Below are 18,472 nucleotides of genomic sequence, written 5' to 3'. Positions count from 1 at the left end.
TCACTCGGTCGTGACCTCGGTCGCCGTCACGCTGTACCGAAACTCCCCCCGGCAGGAGTCGGCCGCCCACCAGTCCCAGTCGATGATCCCGACCCGCTGCGCGGAGTCGTAGAGCGTGTACTCGTTCACACCGCCGGAATCGTTGGGTCCCCACGCATCGGCGCCGGCCGCGCCTTCGTGCCCGACGAAGGTCCCCTGCGAGAACTGCTCGAGCGCACCGTCGAACTCGCGCACGCGCAACTGGACGTGGAAGCGCATTCCAGGGCGCCGTTCGATGCGGAAGCTCGCGGTGCCACCGGGATCCCACGAGTCGCCGTCGGTCGCATTGAAGGAGTTCCAGTCGGAATCCAGGACCCGGTCGATCTCGCCGGATTCGTCGAAGAGGACCACGTAGAACTTGTAGCCGAACTCGCCGACTCCGCCGCTCGGGTCGCAATCACGGTCGACGGTGATACGGTCGAGGCTCACGACGACGTCGTCGACGACGGTGGCGGTGGGACCGGTCCCGCCGTCGTCGTCGTCGGAACCACAGCCGACGGGTCCGAGCAGGAGCAGGGACAGGATCGAGGGGAGCAGCATCAGGCGTTTCATTGGGCATGTCTCCGGGTGGGGGACGTCGGTCGCGGTCGGTACACCGGATCGTACCACCCATGCGGAAGACGAGCGTGTGATGCGCAACGAGCCTCAATGCAGCTCCCGCTCCGACTCCATCACCACCTTGTGACGCAACGACACGAGCGTGCAGACGATCTCTTCGATCTCGTCCTCGGTGCAGCCCTCGTTCTCCATGGCCTGCATGACGTCGCCGCCGGCGGCGAGGAAGTGGGCGTTGGTCAGGTCGAGGTGCGCGTGCGCGCTCACCAGGTCACGGCCCTCGTAGACCTGGGGCCCGCCGGTTCCCGAGATGATGAACTGGGCGACGCGCCGGGCGAGGAGTTCGCGGTCGACGCCGTCCATGATGCGCGTCAACGCCTCGTTCTGGTCGTGGAGACGCACGATCTCGCGGGTGATCGCGTGGATCCCCTCCCTGCCGCCGAGACGCTCGTAGAGCGACCTTTCCGCCTGCCGGGCCTCCATTGCCGAGGCGTTCTCCGCGCATTGCTCTTCCAGGGCGAGGAGCTGTTCGCGGACGGTGGGTTCGGTGTCGGAGCCGTGGTGATCGGCGACGGCGCTGGCGGGTAGGAGCAGGAACGGGACCAGGACGGTGCTGCGCAGAAAATGACGAATCACGAGGAGACCTCCAGGAAAGGGGGACGATTCGCTCGGTCCCGAAGCTAGGACGCACGTACCCGGCCCATCATGAGATCTCGATGAGATTCCCCGTTCAGCTCGCGGGCAGGCAGCGGTAGCCGACGCCGCGGACCGACTCGATCCTCCAGGACCGATCGCCCAACTTGTTGCGAAGACTCCGGATGATCGTGTCGACGACGTTGCTCGAACCCTCGTGGTGGATGTTCCAGACGTCGGCGAGCAGCTCGCTCCGGGTGACGGCGATTCCCTCGTTCTCCACGAGGAAGCGCAGGACCCCGAATTCCAGGGGGCTCAGCTCGCGGGGACCGTCCGGGGCGAGGAGCTGGCGCGACTCCAGATCGAGCAGCGCGCCGTGCTCCGGTCCCATCTCCCCGAGTTCCTGCGTGAAGAGCCGACGCATCCACCCGTCGACGGACCGCGGGCCGAAGTCCAGGCAGGCCGAGGCGTAGGGCGTGTCGCCGAGCGCGACCGACTCGTCGAGCGGCACGAAGCCGAGCCGCCGCGCGACCGGTAGATAGGGTACGGGATCGACGATCGTCAGGTACACGCGGCGCAGACGTGGCCGCAGTGCGAGGTAGCTGCGCTTGAGGTCGAGCCAGCACGCCGCCTGCACGGGCGACGGGACCTCGCCGTGCTCGCGCGACAACCAGCGCCGGAGGAAGAGCGCCTGCCCGCCACCGTTCGCGTGGAGGTGCTCCCACCACAGTGCCGTGACCGGATCTTCCCGCAGGTCGCGGCTGCGGACACGATCGGTGTCGAGCGAGCAGTAGAAACCGACGACTTGACCCTCGTCGTCGCGCGCCACGAAGAAGGCATCGGGCGCCAGGGTCCACCAGAAGTCGATCCAGCGGGTGGCGGTCTCGGATTCGTGGAGCGAGGAGATCTCGAGGATGGCCTCTTCGTCGTCGACACGGGCCGGTTCCACGACACAGTGCGGCGCCGTCGTCGGGAAGAAGGCCTCGCGTACGACCGGATTCTCGATCAGGTAGATCAGGTCGGCCGTGTATCGCCAGAGCAGGGTGGACGGAGCGTGGTGGACCTCCTGACGCATCTGGCGCCACGCGGCACGGCGGAAGTGGGCGAAGCCCTGCGGGTCGCGGGCCCGGAGTTCGGCGCACACGAACTCGCGCACGGCATCGTGCAGGGCGATGCCGTCGCTGCGGACCTGCACGAAATGCAGGTCCTGGAGCGCGCCGAAGACGTCGTGCGCCTCGTCGAGATCGAGCATCGCCGCCAGCAGGGGCTCGGTCACGCGACGGACAGCGGACGCCGCCTCGACGGCCTGCCGCAGACGCGGATCGTCGATCTCGTCGACGTAGAAGTGCGTCAGATCGCGCAGGACGCCTTCGATCGTTCCTCCGGCCGAACGACCCGCGACTGCGCGTCCGCTCGCGTGCGCCGCCAGCCGAAGCGCGAGCGGATGCCCGCTTGCCGCGCGCACCAGCGAATCACGCGCTTCGGTCGCGACGCCGGCTTCGTCCAGCAGACGGTGCGCTTCCTCGTCGGGCAGCGTCTCCAGGCCGACGCTCCGGAAGCGAGGGCCGATCACCGGATCGGTCACCCAGTGGACCGCCGGCGCCGAACGCGCCGCCGTGACGAGGCGGAGGGCACCGCCCACCGACGGCAGGAAGGTCTGGCGCAACCACGTCTCCAGCAGACGCAGGCTGTCGAACACGTCGAGGACCAGGACGACCGGCGGCGAGGATCCGTCGTCGGCCGACTCGAGATCCTCGATCGACGTTCCCACCGCGGCGAGCGCGTCGGTCAGGGACGCACGAAAACCGGATTGCGTCGGTTCGACGGCGTCGCCGTCGAGGACCACCACGCGCGCCCCGCGGTCACGTGCGACCTCGGCGAACTCGCGCAGCAGCGTGGTCTTGCCGATTCCGCCGATTCCGTGCACCGCGACGACCCACGGTCCGTCGGGATCGAGGCAGCGATGGAGCTCTTTCCGTTCTTCGGCGCGAAGGGGGTGTCCGGGATCGGGCATCGCGCAAGGGGGACGGGAGCGGTGTCAGGCTAGCAACCCGTGCTGGGCGAAACAAGGGAGTGACCGGCCGGAGCCGTGGAAGTCGGTGCGTGGCAACTGCATCTCCGAGCTGGTCGCCGCCTGTTGCAGCACCCCGGCCGACGGGAACGACGAGCCGTGATCGTGTGCACGGAGTTCCGCCTCGGATCGCGTGACTCCCCTCGACGGTCGGCTATGCTCGATGCTGCGCCCCTCCTCGGTCCCGGAGACCACGCCCATTGATCGGACGAAAACTGGCCCACTACGAGGTCACCGCCGCCGTCGGCCGTGGCGGCATGGGCGAGGTCTTTCGCGCCCGCGACACGAAGCTCGACCGTGAGGTCGCGCTCAAGGTCCTGCCGGCGGAGATGTCGGACGATCCCGAACGTCGCCTCGATCTACGGCTTCGAGGAGGCGGACGGGATCCGGTTCCTGGTGATGGAGCTCGTCGAGGGAGAGGACCTCTCGCAACGTCTGTGCAACGGACCGGTCGCTCCGGGCGAGGCCCGGTCCATCGCCGCCCAGATCGCCGCGGGGCTCGAGACGGCGCACGAGGCGGGTCTGGTCCATCGTGACCTCGAGCCGGCGAACGTCATGGTGTCGGCGGTGGGCGACGTCAAGATCCTCGACTTCGGGTTGGCCCGCGGACGGTTCGACTCTCTACTCCGTGGGATTCGACGGCACCCTGCAAGTGATCTCGGTCGACGGAAGCGGGGACACCTTCCGCGTCGGCGCGTCGAGCACCGGCATCCGGTCGGCCGTCCCGACGGCCGAAGGTCGAGCCTTCAGCCTCGCGCCGCAGTGTCACTTCGTGTTCCAGAGCAGTCCGATGAGCGAAGACGACGCGTCGGTGTCGCCCCTGCACCTCGTGACCGACGGGCGTCGGGGACTCTTGCGCTAGGAGCCTGCGCCGTAGGAGTCCAGACACGTTCTGTTCCGGTCGATTCGTGCGTTCCGGAGCAACGTGGTCGACTTCCAGCGAGAGGTTCTATCGGTCGTGCGAGCTGCGGTGCTCGTTTCTCCGCTCTTCTCAGGCCCCGGCCAGCGGAGCGCAGCCATGTCCTGCCGTCTTCTTCATCCTGACCACATCATCTGGGCGTTCAGCCGTTTCAGATTCAGCGCCAGGCAAACGAGGTTCCACTCCGCTTTGACGTCGACGTGGCCTTGCAAGCTGAACGATCGAAAGTTCAGCACGGACTTGATCCAACCGAACGGTGGCTCCGCGATGTGCTTGCGCTTGCGGTACTGCTTCTGACCTGACTTCGTCTTCAACTTCTCGTGCACCCTCTGGTGCTCAGGGCTCGAGGCGACCTGCTCGGTCGGCGTCTCTCCCCGTCCCTGCGCCACGTACCCATCGATGCGTCGCCGTTGCAGCGAGCGCAGGCTCTTCTCGGACGCGTAGCCCGCGTCGGCCAAGACCCGCTGCGGGGTTCGCCCCGTGTTCGAGCGGATCCCGTCCAGGAGAGGCCTGAGCTGTCCCACGTCGGCCGCCGACTGCGTGACACCGTTCGCGACAATGATCCGGGACTTCCCGTCCACGGCGACCTGGGTGTTGTAACTCTGCTGAAACCCGCCCGAAACCTTCATGATCCGGCTGTCGGGATCGGTGAAGTTCTCCTGAGACTTCTCCGCAGGCTCCCCGAAGGAGCGCTTGAACGGCCGACCGTGCCCACCACTCCCCGGCTCGTCATCGTCATCCTCACTGCGACCACGGGCGCGGTCCAAGTGTCGGTGACGCGGTCGTGATCCGGACCGCGGGGTTCGCGGCGGTCGGGACCGTGGCGCTCACCCGGAGGATTCAGCGCGTAGGGATCGCCGAGGACCTTGCGCACCGCGGGATCGCGCGCCGCGTCCATCACGCCGACCATGCTCTCGATCGTTCCGCCGGACACCGCGCCCCGCAGGTCGACGACGAAGAGTTTGACCTCGTCGCACAGCCGGCCGTCGCGGGCGATCACCGCGTCCTGGAGCGCGCGCGTGCCGAGATCGCTCGGGATCGAGTCGAAGCCGCAGCAGTGGATGATCCGCACGCCGGCGCGAACCGCCGTTTCCGTCGAGCGCGCCGCCCACGGCCTCGCGCCCTCACCCGAGCAGCCGCGCCGCCCACAGGACCGCCATTCCCACCACGAGCGTCACCATCACGCTCTTCGTGCGCCATGCCACGAGGGCGGCGATTGCCCCGGCCACCAGCCGTTCGTTCGTCCACGACAGCGCCAGCGCGCCGTCGATCACGAACAGGCTCGGCGTGACGAGCGCACTCAGGACCGCGGCCGGCACGAGTTGCAGGACGCGCTTCACGTAGGGTGAGGGCTCACCTTGTCCGCGCGGCAACAGGAACGACGCCCGGATCGCGAAGGTGCCGACGCCGAGCGCCAGGATCCACGCCCACGCGCTCACGCGGCACGCTCCCGCACGGCGCCGACGAAGAGTCCGATCGCGGCCGCGGTCATCAGCCCGAGGTGCATCGGCAGTCCGTGGAGGACGACCGCGGCGACGCCCGACACGACGGCCACCAGGACGGGCGTGGAGGTCCGCAGGGTGGGGACCAGGAGTGCCAGGAACATCAGCGGCACCGAGAATTCCAGTCCCCACGACGCCGGAACCTGAAGTCCGACGATCACGCCGAGAGCCGACGAGGCCTGCCACGTCGTCCACAGCACGATCGACGATCCGAAGTAGAAGCCGAAGCGGTGGAGTTCGGTGTGGTCCTGGAAGCGGATCACCGAGACCGCGTAGGCCTGATCGGTCAGCAGGTAGGATCCCACCCAGCGTTGCCACGTGCTCAGGCCGGTCATGTGCGGAGCCAACGACGCCGAGTACATGAGGAAGCGGAGATTGATGACCAGGCCCGTCGCGACCACGATCGCGAAGGGAGCGCCCTGGCCCCACAGCTCGGCCGCGGCGATCTGCGAGGCGCCGGCGAAGACGAGTGACGACATGAGGATCGCCGGCAGGCGATCCAGACCCTCCGAGACCGCGACCACGCCGTAGATCATCCCGAAGGGCACGACCCCCACGAGAATGGGGGCGGTGGCGCGGATGCCCTCGACGATGCTCGAACGAATGCACATGGGAGCAGGGAAAGGCATCGGGCGGCCCGTGACCAGGGACAGATCGGGAGGGACCGGGGGAGGACACCTCCGCCGCGGAACGGGAAGCCGCGGGCCGGCACGCTCGCACGAGCGGCCGACCGTCGACAGCTCACTCCATCACGTGCTCCGCGCCCACCAGGATGACGGGCGGACCGCCCGAGGAGATGCGCACCGCGTCCGCGGCGACTTCCTGCATCGCCGGGCTGACCATGGCCTCTTGCAGCGCCTCGGCCGACGGGAAGGGCATCGTGAACATCTGGTGGTGGGAGGGCGGACCCAGCGGCGTCGTGACGAAGCGCGTGATCGAGTAGGGCCGTGCGTCGGCCGGGATCTGCATCTTCTCGTGAAGCAGCACGACGTGCTGCGCGTAGTCCTGCTCGAACTGGTCGACGTCGGTCGGGTGGGGATACAGGACGTGCAGTCGGACTTCGGCCATGGATGGCTCCGTGGTGCTCGGGGAGGAGCGACGATTCGAGCGGCGAAGGACGCGTCGCTCACGAATGGCCAGCATCGCACCGGACGTCGGACGCCGGCAATCGGAAGTCTCGCGATCGTCCGGGTGATGGCAGATCTGCGTGACGGCGTTCACGGCGCCGGCGCGACGGTCCGCGTGACTCCAGGTCCGCGGTCGGCTATGCTCGATGCCGCGCCCCTCCTCGGTCCCGGAGACCACGCCCATTGATCGGACGAAAACTGGCCCACTACGAGGTCACCGCCGCCGTCGGCCGTGGCGGCATGGGCGAGGTCTACCGCGCCCGCGACACCAAGCTCGAACGCGAGGTCGCCCTCAAGATCCTGCCGGCGGAGATGTCGGACGATCCCGAACGCAAGGCCCGCTTCGAGCGCGAGGCGCGTTCGCTCGCCAGCCTCCAGCACCCGAACGTGGCCTCGATCTACGGCTTCGAGGAGGCGGACGGGATCCGCTTCCTGGTGATGGAACTCGTCGAGGGCGAGGACCTCTCCCAGCGCCTGCGCAACGGACCGATCCCGCCGGAGGAAGCACGGTCGATCGCCGCCCAGATCGCCGCGGGGCTCGAAACGGCGCACGAGGCCGGTCTGGTCCATCGCGACCTCAAGCCCGCGAACGTCATGGTCTCGCCGGTCGGCGACGTGAAGATCCTCGACTTCGGATTGGCGCGCGCGTGGTTCGGCGACGTCGACGAGGACGCCGACCCGTCCATGTCGCCCACGATCACGGCGGCCATGACCCAGGCCGGCGCGATCCTCGGAACCGCCGCCTACATGTCGCCCGAGCAGGCGCGCGGCAAGAAGGTCGACCGCCGCGCCGACATCTGGGCCTTCGGCGTGATCCTCTACGAGATGCTGGTCGGCGAGAAGCTGTTCGAGGCCGAGACGGTCAGCGACACGATGGCCGCGGTGCTGCGCGCCGAGCCCGACTGGAGCCGGCTGCCCGCGGAGCAGGCACCCGACCTCGCCCAGTTGACCGAACGCTGCCTGCAACGCGATCCGCGGAATCGTCTGCGGGACATCGGCGAGGCGCGGTTGCTCCTCGAGCCAGGAGGACTCGCGCTGTCGACGATGGGGGCGAGTGCCATCGCCGCGCCCGAGCCCGCGAGTCGCCGCTCGTGGCCCGCCTTCGTCGCGCTCGCGATCGTGGCTCTCGTCGCGGGTGGATTGCTGGCCCCGCTGGTGCTGCCGAAGGGTGAATCCGCGCCGGTCGTCTACGCCATGATCCCGCCGCCCGAGGGGAACGAGTTCGACGTCGACGGAAGTTCGCCGGGTCCGGCCCGGCTCTCGCCCGACGGCACCATGATGGCGTTCTCGGCGCTCGACGAGAACGGTCGCGTGATGCTCTGGCTGCGCCAGGTCGGCGCCCGCGAAGCCACCATGCTGACGGGCACGGAATCCGCGGCCTATCCGTTCTGGTCGCCCGACAGCCAGACGATCGGTTTCTTCGACATGGAGGGCCGGCGTCTTCGCAAGGTCGCTGCCGTCGGCGGTCCGCCCACGACGCTGTGCCCCGCGCCGAACGGCAAGGGCGGAACCTGGAACGAGGCCGGAGACATCATCTTCGCTGCCGACGCCAGTGTCGGCCTGAGCCACGTGGCGTCGACCGGTGGCGAGGCGACGCCGCTCACCACGCCCGAAGGGCAGGAGAATTCGCACCGTCATCCGCGTTTCCTGCCCGATGGCGAACACTACATCTATCTCGTGCGGACCAACGACGCGGAAGGCGGTCACTTCCCGATCCGCATGGGTCGTCTGGGCAGTGACGAGACCCGTGATCTCACGACGTCGCAGGCCGCGGCCGAGTACCACGACGGACACCTGATGACGGTGCGCGAGGGCGTCTTGATGACCACGCCGTTCCCGCAGCCGTGGGACGGCGAGATCGTCGGTGGCGTGCCCCTCGTGGAGAACGTGGCCGTCCTGAGCCGGGACTCGGCGATCGCCGTCTACTCGATCGCGCAGACCGGCATGACCGTCTTCCAGGTCGGCAGTCCGGGATCCGACCGTATCCTCACCCGGAAGAATCTCGACACCGGCGAGACGGTGACGATCGGAGAGCCCGGATCCGTCGACTTCCCCCGTGTTTCTCCCGACGGCCGCCGGGCCGTCGTGCAGATCGTGAGCGAGGGAGAGGCGGCGACCGATCTCTGGATCGTCATGCTGGATTCGGGGCTGCAGACGCGCCTGAGTTTCGCTCCGGGACAGGAGACGCGGGCCGTCTGGACGCCGGACGGATCGGCCGTGGTCTACTCGAGCCTTCACCAGGCCAGTCACCGGATCCTGCTGCACCCGATCGAGGGCAATGCCGTTCCGCGCGTGCTCGCGGAGAGCGACCAGGCACTGTGGCCGTCGTCGATCCATCCTTCGGGCGAGACGATCCTCGTCACCATGAAGGGGACCGAGCCGGCCGCGAACGACCTCGACATGGGAGTGCTCCCCATCGACGGGAGTTCGGAGCCCGAGGTCTTCCTCGATCTCGGCGAGGATCTCGCCGGCGGCGGGATCTACAGTCCGGACGGACGATGGATCGCCTTCAACGCCACGTCCGAGCAGGGCTTCGACGTCTTCGTCGTGTCCGCGGAGAATCCGGCGCGCAAGTGGCAGGTGACTCGTACCGGTTCGGTCTGGCCCGAATGGTCCGCCGACGGGTCGACGCTCTACACCGTGGCATTCGGCGGTGACCTTCTCGTGACTTCGGTCGACGGGAGTGGGGACACCTTTCGGGTCGGGGCGACGCGGACCGGCATCCGTTCGGTGGTGCCGACGGGCAACGGCCGAGCCTTCAGTCTGGCGCCACAGGGCGAGTTCGTGTTCCAGAGCAGCCCGATGAGTGAAGGGAACGCGTCGGTCTCCCCCCTGCACCTCGTGACCGACTGGCGTCGGGGACTGTTGCGCTAGGCGCCCGTCCCGTTGCGCGATCCGTCCCTCGACTGCGCATGCTGTTCCGAAGCCCCCTTCCACCCACGCGGGAGACCCACCATGACGCGCACTGCGTTGGCGCTCGCCCTGAGCGTCCTCTTCCTCGTCGCCGGCTGCAGTGACGATGCCGAAGGTCCCGCTGGCCCCGGCGGCGGCGGCTCGACCACCGAACTCGGTCGTGTCCTCGACGAGGCCGGCGAGTTCGACGAGTTCCAGGAGACGTACGAAGAGACCGAGGCGGTCGAATTCGAGGAGACCTCGGGCAACGACCAGTACTACTGCACCCGCAAGACGGTGAGCCTCACCGAGGGCTACAGCGACTTCCCGCAGTTCGATCCGAACGCGCGGATCGTCTTCCCGGGAAACCTGCTGCAGGGCAACACGCTCGACGACGCGACGCCCAGCGAGATCCCCGTCGATCGGGGTCCGGGCACCTACGTGATCACGCTGATCAACGGCACCAACACCTCGACCGTCGACGTCGACGAGGTGAGTCTCGGCAGCGCGGTCGACGCGATGAACGAGATCATTGCGGGCACGCCCGACGACCTTCCGGCCCGCACCACCGTGCAGATCGAGCGGATCACGTCGCGCGAGCAGCTCGGCGTATCCTTGCGCGCGGAGTACGAGACCCTCACCACCGAGATCCAGGGCTCCTTCGAGTACCAGAGCGACGTGAGCTACAACCGCTACCTGGTGCGCCTCACCCAGAGCTACTACACGATCGCCTTCCAGACCCCGACTGACGCCGGCGACTTCTTCGGTCCGGACGTCACGTCCGAGCAGCTCTCCCGCTACGTGCAGCCCGGCAACCCGGCGGCCTACATATCGAGCGTGACCTACGGGCGCGTCTTCTATCTGCTGATCCAGTCGACCGATTCGTTGCAGGAGGTCGACGCCTCGGTGCGCGGGAGCTTCGACAAGGCGGTTGCGGGAGGAGAGCTCGAGGCGGACGTGACCTACGTGAGCGAGCTCAGCGAGGTGCAGATCGGTGGCTACGCGCTCGGCGGCGTCGCGAGTCAGGCCGCGGCCGCCCTCACCGGCGATTTCGAGGCGCTGAAGACCTTCATCGCCGAGGGCGGGACCATCACGACCGGCGTGCCGTTGAGCTACACCGTGAACGCGGCGAACGATCCGGCGCGCGAATTGAAGGTGAAGGTGGCCACCGAGTACGACGTCGTCGACTGCGCGCCGCTGAGCGACGCGCTGCCCGACGGCATCGCCTGGTACCGCGGCAGCCTCGGCGTGAGCTGGTACCGCCAGGACGGCATCTACAAGATCACCCGCTGGGAGGACCAGTTCGGCGCGCAGCGCGGCGACGACAGCCGCGACGCCACCGTGCCCTTCGGCGGCTCGAACTTCGCGGGCTACTGGGTTCCGGGCAATCCCGACGGCGGGCGCATCCCGAGCTTCGAGAAGGGATCGTCGACCATCGAGCCCACCGGCCGCATGCGACTTCCGGGCACCGCGCTGCGTGACACCGACTACACGGTGGTGGCGGTCCTGAACCGGATCGGCGTCCCACCGAGCGACGACACGCCAGCCTACTGGCTGTGGGGCGACGGAAACGTCGAGGGACAGGTCATCCGCATGGGCTTCGACGACAGCGATACCTTCGGCGTGTCCCACGGTGGCAGCCAGAAGCTGACGACCACGCTCGATCGCTCGATCGCCCAGCTGCAGCTGTACGTCGTGACCTTCAGCCAGGAAGAGGGCACGAAGATCTTCATCAACGGTCTCGAGAAGGCCCACGATCCGAACCTGACGCTGCCCATCTCGCTGTTCACCGGTGCGAGCCTCGGCGTCAACGGTGCGACGTTCAGCAGTCCGGTGGGCTTCACCACGTTCCGCATGGCCGAGATGCAGATCTACGACTTCGTGCCGAGCGACGCGCAGCGGCGCGCGCTCGAGGAAGGGTTGATGGAGCGGTACCGGTTCTGATCGGGCACCGAACAGCGTTCGGTGTCGCTGGCGGCACCCGGCAGGACCTCCCGGGTGCCGTCGCAACCGCATTCCGTTCCGCCGCGCACGCTGACCGCTCGGTCAGATCTTCCTGGGCTCCGGCTTCGCGGAGACGATCGGCGTGAAGATCTCCCGCGGTGGCGGCATCACCGTCATCCAGACGTGCGGGTCGATGTCCCGCGCCTCGCTCGCCAACTCCTCCGCGCCCTCCGGATCGCCCATCTGCCGATGGATGACCGACAGACGCCCGAGGGCGTAGGCGCGCAGGGCGAGGGGTGGATCGTGCCGGAGATAGCGTTCGGTCAGCTCGAGCGCGTGGACCCAGTCGCGCCGCACCGCGTAGGCGAGTCCCAGTCGCAGCAACCCGTAGCAGTTGTGCGAGTCCGCTTCGATCGCCCGCGTCAGGCACTTCTCGGCCTGGAACAGTCGCCCGGCGCCGATCAAGCCCTCGGCCGCTTCGACCTGGGCCCGGACGTCGTGGGGGTGCTCGTCGAGGATCCGCATCCAGATCCTGCGCTGCTCGGTCTTGTCCACGAGACAGCACCGGGCCTTGGCCCCGAGAATCGGGTCCCGGGCCTCGAGGTACTCGACGTGATGCATCGGGTCGTCGACCTCGAGGCCGACGTCGGGGGCCATCTCGACGATCTGCTGGACGAGCAGATAGCGCGCACGGGCGTGGTCCGGGTCGTTCTGCAGGAGCGTCTCGAGTTGGTCGATGGTCTCGGCTCCCATCGACTTCATGCGCTCCTGGTCCTGTTGATGGGCGGCCTCGATCAGGGAATAGGCCGAGGCCAACGCGGCGAAGTAGCGGTAGTCGCTCCTCCTGGGTGCGCAGTCGACCGCGGCCGCGGCCTCGTTCCGACTGTTCTCGATGTCGAGGAGGAACAGGTCGGTACGTGCGAGTTCGTAGTGGAGAACGCCCGACTCGGGATGTGCGGCGAGACCGGCCTTCAACAGGCGGACCGCATCGTCAACCTCGCCGGCCATGCGCAGCTCGTAGGCGTCGCTGGCGATCTTCGTCGGGCCGTTGGGCATCAGTTCGGGTGGGCTCGATCCGCAGGCCACCAGGAAGACGAGGACCACCAGGATCCACGTGCGTGGGGCTGGGGTTCCCATGGCTCACCTCCGTTCGACAGATGATGCGCGCACATCACCTACGAAGCGCGATGCACGCGCGTGGGCCGGAGTGGCGGATGGAGTCTACCACGGTGAGCGGCCACGAGCGGCCGCACGTGCATGGTCGATCGGCATCATCCTCGGGGTTCCTACTCGATCAGGATCATCTTCTTCACCTGGCTGAACTCCGGCGCGTCGAGCCGGTAGAAGTAGATGCCACTCGCGACCGGCTGGCCGGTGTCGTCCTCTCCGTGCCAGGTGATCGTCCTGCGGCCGGCAGATTCGAACCCGTCGACGAGCGTCGTGACGTGCCGGCCCGAGACGTCGTACACGCGCAGAGCCACGTGCCCGCCACCGGCGGGGACGCGGTACGAGATCGTGGTCGCCGGATTGAAGGGATTGGGCGTGTTCTGCCCGAGCACGAAGGTCTCTCTGTCCGCGGGGCTCGGTGTCTCGTCCGTGCCGAGCGCTGCGACACGATCGAGCGGCGGGAACGGGCATTCGAAGGTCGGATCCACGGCACACCGGTAGAACGTCCGGAAGCCCACCACGGCCTCCGTGAGTTCGGGGACGTTGATCATGATGTCGCCCTCCGTGTAGTAGTCGCGGGCGTAGTGGACCTTCCGCTCGCCTTCACCGAACACGACGATGGACATTCCCGGGGCGCTGAACGGAACGCCGCCGAAACTGCCCGTCATCGTCCACGTGGCCGTGTACACGCCGTCGACCAGGGATTCGGTCTCGACGGTCGTCACCAGGTCCGGCCCACTCGCGAAGAGTCGTCCCAGGAACGACGTCATCGTGTCGATTCCGTCGATCTCGACGATGGGGTCACGGTACGCGACGTCGTCGGCGTAGTAGGGGAGGACGGCCGTCCAGTTCGAGGCATTGATCTCGACGACCGCGCGCGCGATCTCGAGCCGATCGCGACGGAGGTGGATCCAGGAACGGCCCCGTCCACCGATTCTGTCGCTCGGCGGCGCCGTGACGGGCGGGCCTCCCCACGCCGACGTCTCCGGAGGTGCGCTGGGGAAGGGGCAGTCGAAGGTGGGGTCGACCGCGCACCGGTAGAAGGTGCGGAATCCCTCGATGGCAGTATCGAGGTCGGGGATCCCGGTCATGATGTCGCCCTCGGTGTAGTAGTCGCGCTGGTACGCGACCTGCCGGCTCCGGCCTCGGAACTCGAGGATCGAGATGCCCTTGGCCTCGTACGGGACGCCGCTGAACTGCCCGACCATCGTCCAGGTGGCCGAGTAGATGCCGTCGAGCAACGTCTCCTGTTCGATCGTCGTCACCAGATCCGGTGAGTTCGCGAAGAGCTGCGCCAGGAACGCGCTCATCGATTCGATTCCGCCGATGTCCACGATCGGATCGTGGTACTCGATGTCGTCCGTGTAGTGCTGCAGCACGGAGGGCCAGTTCGTTGACTGGACCTCGAGCAGCGCCCGTCCGATCTCGAGGCGATCACGATACAATCGGCTCGAGCCGCGGCCCTCGGCGTCGGCGAGATCGGGCAGGATCAGGAAGATGCAGACGAGGGGCAGTACGGTGAGAGCGAGTTTCTTCATCGGAGATCTCCTGGTAGGAGTGGAGAGAGACCGCCGACGAGACCACGTCCGGTGGATGCACGTGGCTCGGGGTGGTCGGCATCGCTGGCCGAGACCGTCTACGGCACCAACGTGATCTTGCGGTTGATCCTCAGTTCCCCGATCCGGGCGCGGCAGTAGTAGACCCCGGGAGACGACAGCGCGCCCCGATCGTCCCGACCATCCCATTCCAGACGGATCCTCCGTTCGTTCCCCTCGCCGACGTACAGTTCGCGAACGCGGCGGCCTGCGGCGTCGTAGACGGCGATGCGGATCCGTTCGACGGCGGTGGGAAGGTCCAACGCGATGCGCGTGGTCGTTCCGCTCGCGAAGGGATTGGGTGCGTTCCAGAACGAGAACGCCGAACTCACGGCTGCGTCCTCGACGCCCGTCGCGTGGGGTCCGAGCGCCTGGGCCAGGAGGACGGGGTCGATGCGCGGGGCGAAGAGCCCGTCGCTCGAGAAGCTCCCGTGCTGCATGAAGTGCACGTTGTAGAACGGAACGTCGATCGAGACCCCGGCGACCGGATTGACGACCTGGTACTCGCCCATGGTCCAGCTTTCACCGCAGGTGAAGCAGCCTTCGCTTCCCATGAGCATGTGCGTGATCCGGTACGGTTCGTCGGCGAGTGGGCCCTCGGGGAGGAGCTCGATCTGCCGAGCGAAGAGCGCGGCGAGTTCGCGCCCGTCCGGACGCACGTTGCCGTTCTCGTCGGGATCGACGGGGCTCATCTCCAAGGCGGCTTCCTCGGCGTCGGTGAGCCCGTCGCCGTCGGTATCGCCCTCGACCTCGACCCAGTGGGCCGGGCCCTGGCTGGTGAGGACGGCGCGCAGGACGGTGGGGAGGACGCCGCGGGGCATCGTCTCGGGTGATGCGGGGCCCGAGGGTTCGACCATCGGTTCTTCGGACCGCGCTCCTTCCTTGCCCCAGTCGCAGGGGGCGTGGTCGAAGCACCCCTTGGCGACGAAGTGCAGGGCCAGCAGCGGCGCCGCGATCGATACGTCCGCCACCGGATTGACGATCTCGAAGAAGCCCATGTCGACGGCGGCGTCACACACGGCGCACTGGACGAGACCGTCCATGCGCATCTCCTGCAGGTACGGGCGATCCGTCTGCACCTCGCGCGGAAGCCGGGAGACGAGCGTGATCAACTCCTCGGCGAGTTGCGGGCCGTCCGGAACGGTGTCCAGATCGGAGTCCGGCTCGTCGGGGTCGGTCCCGACGACCAGCTCCTCCTCCCGGTACAGACCGTCCTCGTCGCCGTCGTCGCCGAACTGCAGCGGCAGGAGGTGCGGCGCGTCGCAGGGGAAGAGGATCCGCTTCGCCGCGTCGAGGTCGACGCGGCCCGCGTGGATGCTCCCCTCGAAGCCCAGGGATCCGTGCTCCAGGTAGTGCAGCGCGATGTACGGCAGGTCGATGGTGAGTTCGCGCTGGGCATGCATGACGGTCACGAAGCCCATGTTCACGGTGGCTCCGCAGTGCGGGCAGGTTTCCATGCCGCGCTGGGGGTGGTGCGTGACCATGACGCCCGGAGGTGGACTCTCGACGAGCGCATCGAGGAGCTGGGCGATCTGCACGCCGTCGACGACGGTGTCGTCGTCGGTGTCCCTGCGCTCCCAGTCGGTACCCGCGAGGATCTCTTCGGCGACCGAGGCGTGGTCGCCGTCGAGATCGTCGGGAGCGGGGAGTCGGTGCGGATCGGTCGTCGTCGCGCCGGAGGCGCCGGCGACCAGCGCGACCGTGGCCGCCACGTGTCCGGCGCGGTCGAGCCACCGCGGGCTCGCATCGGACGTCCTGACCCGTCGGAAGAGCCGGGAGCAGTCCGCGTGCACCTGCCGATACTCGCGCAACAGCGTCGGCGTCACCCGGCAGCCGGGGCAGGCCCAGTGGAAGAGGATCTCCTGGTCGTCGGGCGCCATCCCGTTGGCCGCGTAGGGTTCGCGCACGAATCCCTCGACGCAACACGACGGATAGCCCAGCAGGCGGCCTTCCCGGCGCACGGTCTCGGGCGTGCGTCGGAGTCGACGACCGCCGAACATGCGTTCGTAGAGCACGGCGCGTGCGGGATCGTTCGCGATCAGGGTCTCGGTCACCGGACGCCCCAGTCGCGTGCGCCGCCGGATCCGTCGGACGTGCGGAACGGTGGCTCGGAGGACGTCGATCTCGGTCTCGGTCAACGCGCACTCCCAGCGGGAGAGTGGCTTGAGCTGCGCGAGGGTCAGCAGCGCGAGGTAGGCGAGCTGGGGATCGAGACGACGGAGGTCCTGCGTCGACATGGCTCCTCCTCGGGCGCGGGCGTGGCGGCGGCCCCGGACGTAGCCATCCGTTCCACGGAGCAGGGTGAACCTCGGGCGACCCGAGGTCCAGCGTGCGGGCGCATCATTTCGGGCGGGTGCACACCGCCGGCGCCGCGCGCGGACTACAGCTCGAAGTCCGCCACTCGCGCGAAGGGCTCGATGGGTCCGTTGCTCCGGTACAAGGGCGAAGCCCGGAGGAACTCGCGCGAGACGTTGTAGGCCGGCTGGGAGCAGAGCTGGCGCGTGAGGGTCTCCGCTTCCTCGATCCGTCCGGCGAGCAACAGGACACGGGCGAGATCCCACTCGAGGCACAGCCGGATCCAGGTGTCGACTCCGGCCGGGTAGCGGCCGAGAGCGGAACGCGCGAGGTCGACGGCCTCGTCGACCTCTCCGAGTGCGGCGAGGGATTCCGCGAGGAGCATGGCGGGGTTCGATTGGTCGGGGGCTGCGGCCACGACCGGACGCAGCGTCGCGACGGCACGTTCGAAGTGGGAGCGGGAGGCTTCGCGCCCGTCCTCGATCCAGGCGAGGTATCCCCGCGAGACCTCGGCACATACGTCACCGAACTGCTCGGCACTGTACTCCGGTTGACGCGCCGCGACGGACCGCGCCATGTCGAGATCGAGGGCGGCGAGGGCGAGCGTGACCGCTTCCTCGTCGGCGTCGGTCGAAAAGCGGGGGACGTCGCCGATCACGTCGAGGGCTTCGTCCAGTCGGCCCATGTTGGCCAGCGACGTCGCACGCTGGACGTAGCCGCCCGGTGCGCCCGGATCGAAACGAATCGCTTCGTCGGCGACGAGGAGGGCCTCCTCGTACCGGCGGAGGATGTGCAGTGTCTCCGACATGTTGAAGGCCAGGCGCCAGTTGCTCGGACTCAACTCCTGGGCGCGGTTCAACCAGCGCAGCGCGTCCTCGAAACGTCCCTCACGACGGGCGACGAAGCCGAGGGCCTCGATCGTCTCCACGTCGCCGGGCTGCCGCGCGAGCGCCGCCTCGAATTCGCGGGTCGCGGCCGGGAAGTCCTTCTCGCCCCAATAGTACACGTAGCCGTGGGCGAGGTGGTCCTCGACCGTGCCCGGCGCGAGTTCCCGGGCGCGGGCCGCGGCACGGCGTCCGGCCGCCAGACGTCGTTCGCTGCGGTCCCAGTTGAAGTGACAGAACGCGGCCTGCACCCGCGCGAGATAGGCCCACGCGGCCGAATAGGTCGGATCGCGCTCGAGCGCGTTCTGCAGGAGTGTTTCGGCGATCTCCCACTCGGGCCGCTGGAGCTGACCGCGGTCGATCGCCTGCCGTGCCCGCAGGAACAGGTGGTAGGCCTCCATGTCCTGAGTCGGCGCGGCGTCGTCCGTCCCGTATTGCTGCGGCGCGAGTGCGGTGCCGATCTGCGTGGCCACCGCCGAAGCGATCTCGGTCTGGATCGCGAAGATCTCACGCATGTCGCGGTCGTAGCTGTCGGCCCAGACCTGTCGGTCCTCGGGCGCGTAGACCAACACGGGCGAGACGCGCACGAGACTCTCCGCGTCGGTCCTGCCCTGCCACCGCACGCTTCCCTCGAGCACGTAGTCCACGCCCAGATCCTCGGCGATCTGCAGGATCGTCTTGCCCGTTCGGTCGTAGTTGCGTGCACTGCTGCGGCTGAGCACGGCCACGCCGTCGGTGCCGACGAGCCGCGTGGCGATCTCGTCGGTGATGCCTTCGGCGAAGTAGGCGTCCTCGGGTTCGCCGCGGTTCTCGAAGGGGAAGATCACGATCGTGGGAACACCGTTCTCC

The 18,472-nt window shown here is 68.2% G+C and carries 15 protein-coding genes; 3 read left to right on the top strand and 12 right to left on the bottom strand.

All coding sequences use genetic code 11. From position 1 onward, the window contains the following. The 3 genes from VKA86_13050 to VKA86_13040 form a co-directional block, all read right to left on the bottom strand. The gene (locus VKA86_13050; protein HKK72141.1) at nucleotides 1-591 is read right to left on the bottom strand and encodes a hypothetical protein; all 591 of its coding nucleotides are present in this window, start codon (nucleotides 589-591) and stop codon (nucleotides 1-3) included. 93 nt (nucleotides 592-684) lie between these two features. After that, a complete protein-coding gene (locus VKA86_13045) occupies nucleotides 685-1,230 on the bottom strand; it encodes a group 1 truncated hemoglobin (protein HKK72140.1) in 546 nt (181 codons plus the stop codon). Nucleotides 1,231-1,324: 94 nt separating this feature from the next. Further along, on the bottom strand, nucleotides 1,325-3,154 hold the full coding sequence (locus tag VKA86_13040; GenBank protein HKK72139.1) for a winged helix-turn-helix domain-containing protein: 1,830 nt from the start codon (nucleotides 3,152-3,154) through the stop codon (nucleotides 1,325-1,327). Between the two features lie 772 nt (nucleotides 3,155-3,926). Between VKA86_13040 and VKA86_13035 the strand changes: the two genes are divergently transcribed. Continuing rightward, the gene (locus VKA86_13035; GenBank protein ID HKK72138.1) at nucleotides 3,927-4,160 is read left to right on the top strand and encodes a hypothetical protein; all 234 of its coding nucleotides are present in this window, start codon (nucleotides 3,927-3,929) and stop codon (nucleotides 4,158-4,160) included. A gap of 173 nt (nucleotides 4,161-4,333) precedes the next feature. Here VKA86_13035 and VKA86_13030 read toward each other — a convergent pair whose 3' ends face one another. From VKA86_13030 to VKA86_13010, 5 genes are all read right to left on the bottom strand, one after another. Next, a complete protein-coding gene (locus VKA86_13030) occupies nucleotides 4,334-4,846 on the bottom strand; it encodes a transposase (GenBank protein ID HKK72137.1) in 513 nt (170 codons plus the stop codon). Then, nucleotides 4,843-5,289 carry a hypothetical protein gene (locus VKA86_13025; protein ID HKK72136.1) on the bottom strand — a complete coding sequence of 149 codons (447 nt, stop codon included), beginning with the start codon at nucleotides 5,287-5,289 and terminating at the stop codon, nucleotides 4,843-4,845. The genes VKA86_13030 and VKA86_13025 overlap by 4 nt, the downstream gene beginning before the upstream one ends. A 52-nt stretch (nucleotides 5,290-5,341) precedes the next feature. Beyond that, nucleotides 5,342-5,656: an AzlD domain-containing protein gene (locus tag VKA86_13020; protein HKK72135.1), complete on the bottom strand. Its 315-nt coding sequence runs from the start codon at nucleotides 5,654-5,656 to the stop codon at nucleotides 5,342-5,344. Next, nucleotides 5,653-6,330 carry an AzlC family ABC transporter permease gene (locus VKA86_13015; GenBank protein HKK72134.1) on the bottom strand — a complete coding sequence of 226 codons (678 nt, stop codon included), beginning with the start codon at nucleotides 6,328-6,330 and terminating at the stop codon, nucleotides 5,653-5,655. The genes VKA86_13020 and VKA86_13015 overlap by 4 nt, the downstream gene beginning before the upstream one ends. Before the next feature lie 130 nt (nucleotides 6,331-6,460). Further along, nucleotides 6,461-6,787, bottom strand: a complete 327-nt coding sequence (locus VKA86_13010) for an EthD family reductase (GenBank protein ID HKK72133.1) — start codon at nucleotides 6,785-6,787, stop codon at nucleotides 6,461-6,463. Nucleotides 6,788-7,029: 242 nt separating this feature from the next. Between VKA86_13010 and VKA86_13005 the strand changes: the two genes are divergently transcribed. After that, nucleotides 7,030-9,720, top strand: a complete 2,691-nt coding sequence (locus VKA86_13005) for a protein kinase (GenBank protein HKK72132.1) — start codon at nucleotides 7,030-7,032, stop codon at nucleotides 9,718-9,720. Between the two features lie 81 nt (nucleotides 9,721-9,801). Next, the gene (locus tag VKA86_13000) at nucleotides 9,802-11,682 is read left to right on the top strand and encodes a thiol-activated cytolysin family protein (protein HKK72131.1); all 1,881 of its coding nucleotides are present in this window, start codon (nucleotides 9,802-9,804) and stop codon (nucleotides 11,680-11,682) included. 102 nt (nucleotides 11,683-11,784) lie between these two features. Here VKA86_13000 and VKA86_12995 read toward each other — a convergent pair whose 3' ends face one another. The 4 genes from VKA86_12995 to VKA86_12980 form a co-directional block, all read right to left on the bottom strand. Beyond that, the gene (locus tag VKA86_12995; GenBank protein ID HKK72130.1) at nucleotides 11,785-12,819 is read right to left on the bottom strand and encodes a tetratricopeptide repeat protein; all 1,035 of its coding nucleotides are present in this window, start codon (nucleotides 12,817-12,819) and stop codon (nucleotides 11,785-11,787) included. 149 nt (nucleotides 12,820-12,968) lie between these two features. Continuing rightward, nucleotides 12,969-14,387, bottom strand: a complete 1,419-nt coding sequence (locus VKA86_12990) for a nuclear transport factor 2 family protein (GenBank protein HKK72129.1) — start codon at nucleotides 14,385-14,387, stop codon at nucleotides 12,969-12,971. 98 nt (nucleotides 14,388-14,485) lie between these two features. Further along, complete coding sequence (locus VKA86_12985; protein HKK72128.1) at nucleotides 14,486-16,681, bottom strand: FlgD immunoglobulin-like domain containing protein; 2,196 nt, start codon at nucleotides 16,679-16,681, stop codon at nucleotides 14,486-14,488. Nucleotides 16,682-16,824: 143 nt separating this feature from the next. Further along, nucleotides 16,825-18,472, bottom strand: a 1,648-nt coding sequence (locus tag VKA86_12980) for a tetratricopeptide repeat protein (protein ID HKK72127.1), incomplete at its 5' end; no start/stop codon positions are given.

The organism is Candidatus Krumholzibacteriia bacterium (genome assembly GCA_035268685.1).
Lineage (GTDB): Bacteria > Krumholzibacteriota > Krumholzibacteriia > JAJRXK01 > JAJRXK01 > JAJRXK01.
This window is presented reverse-complemented; position numbering and strand designations above follow the sequence as displayed.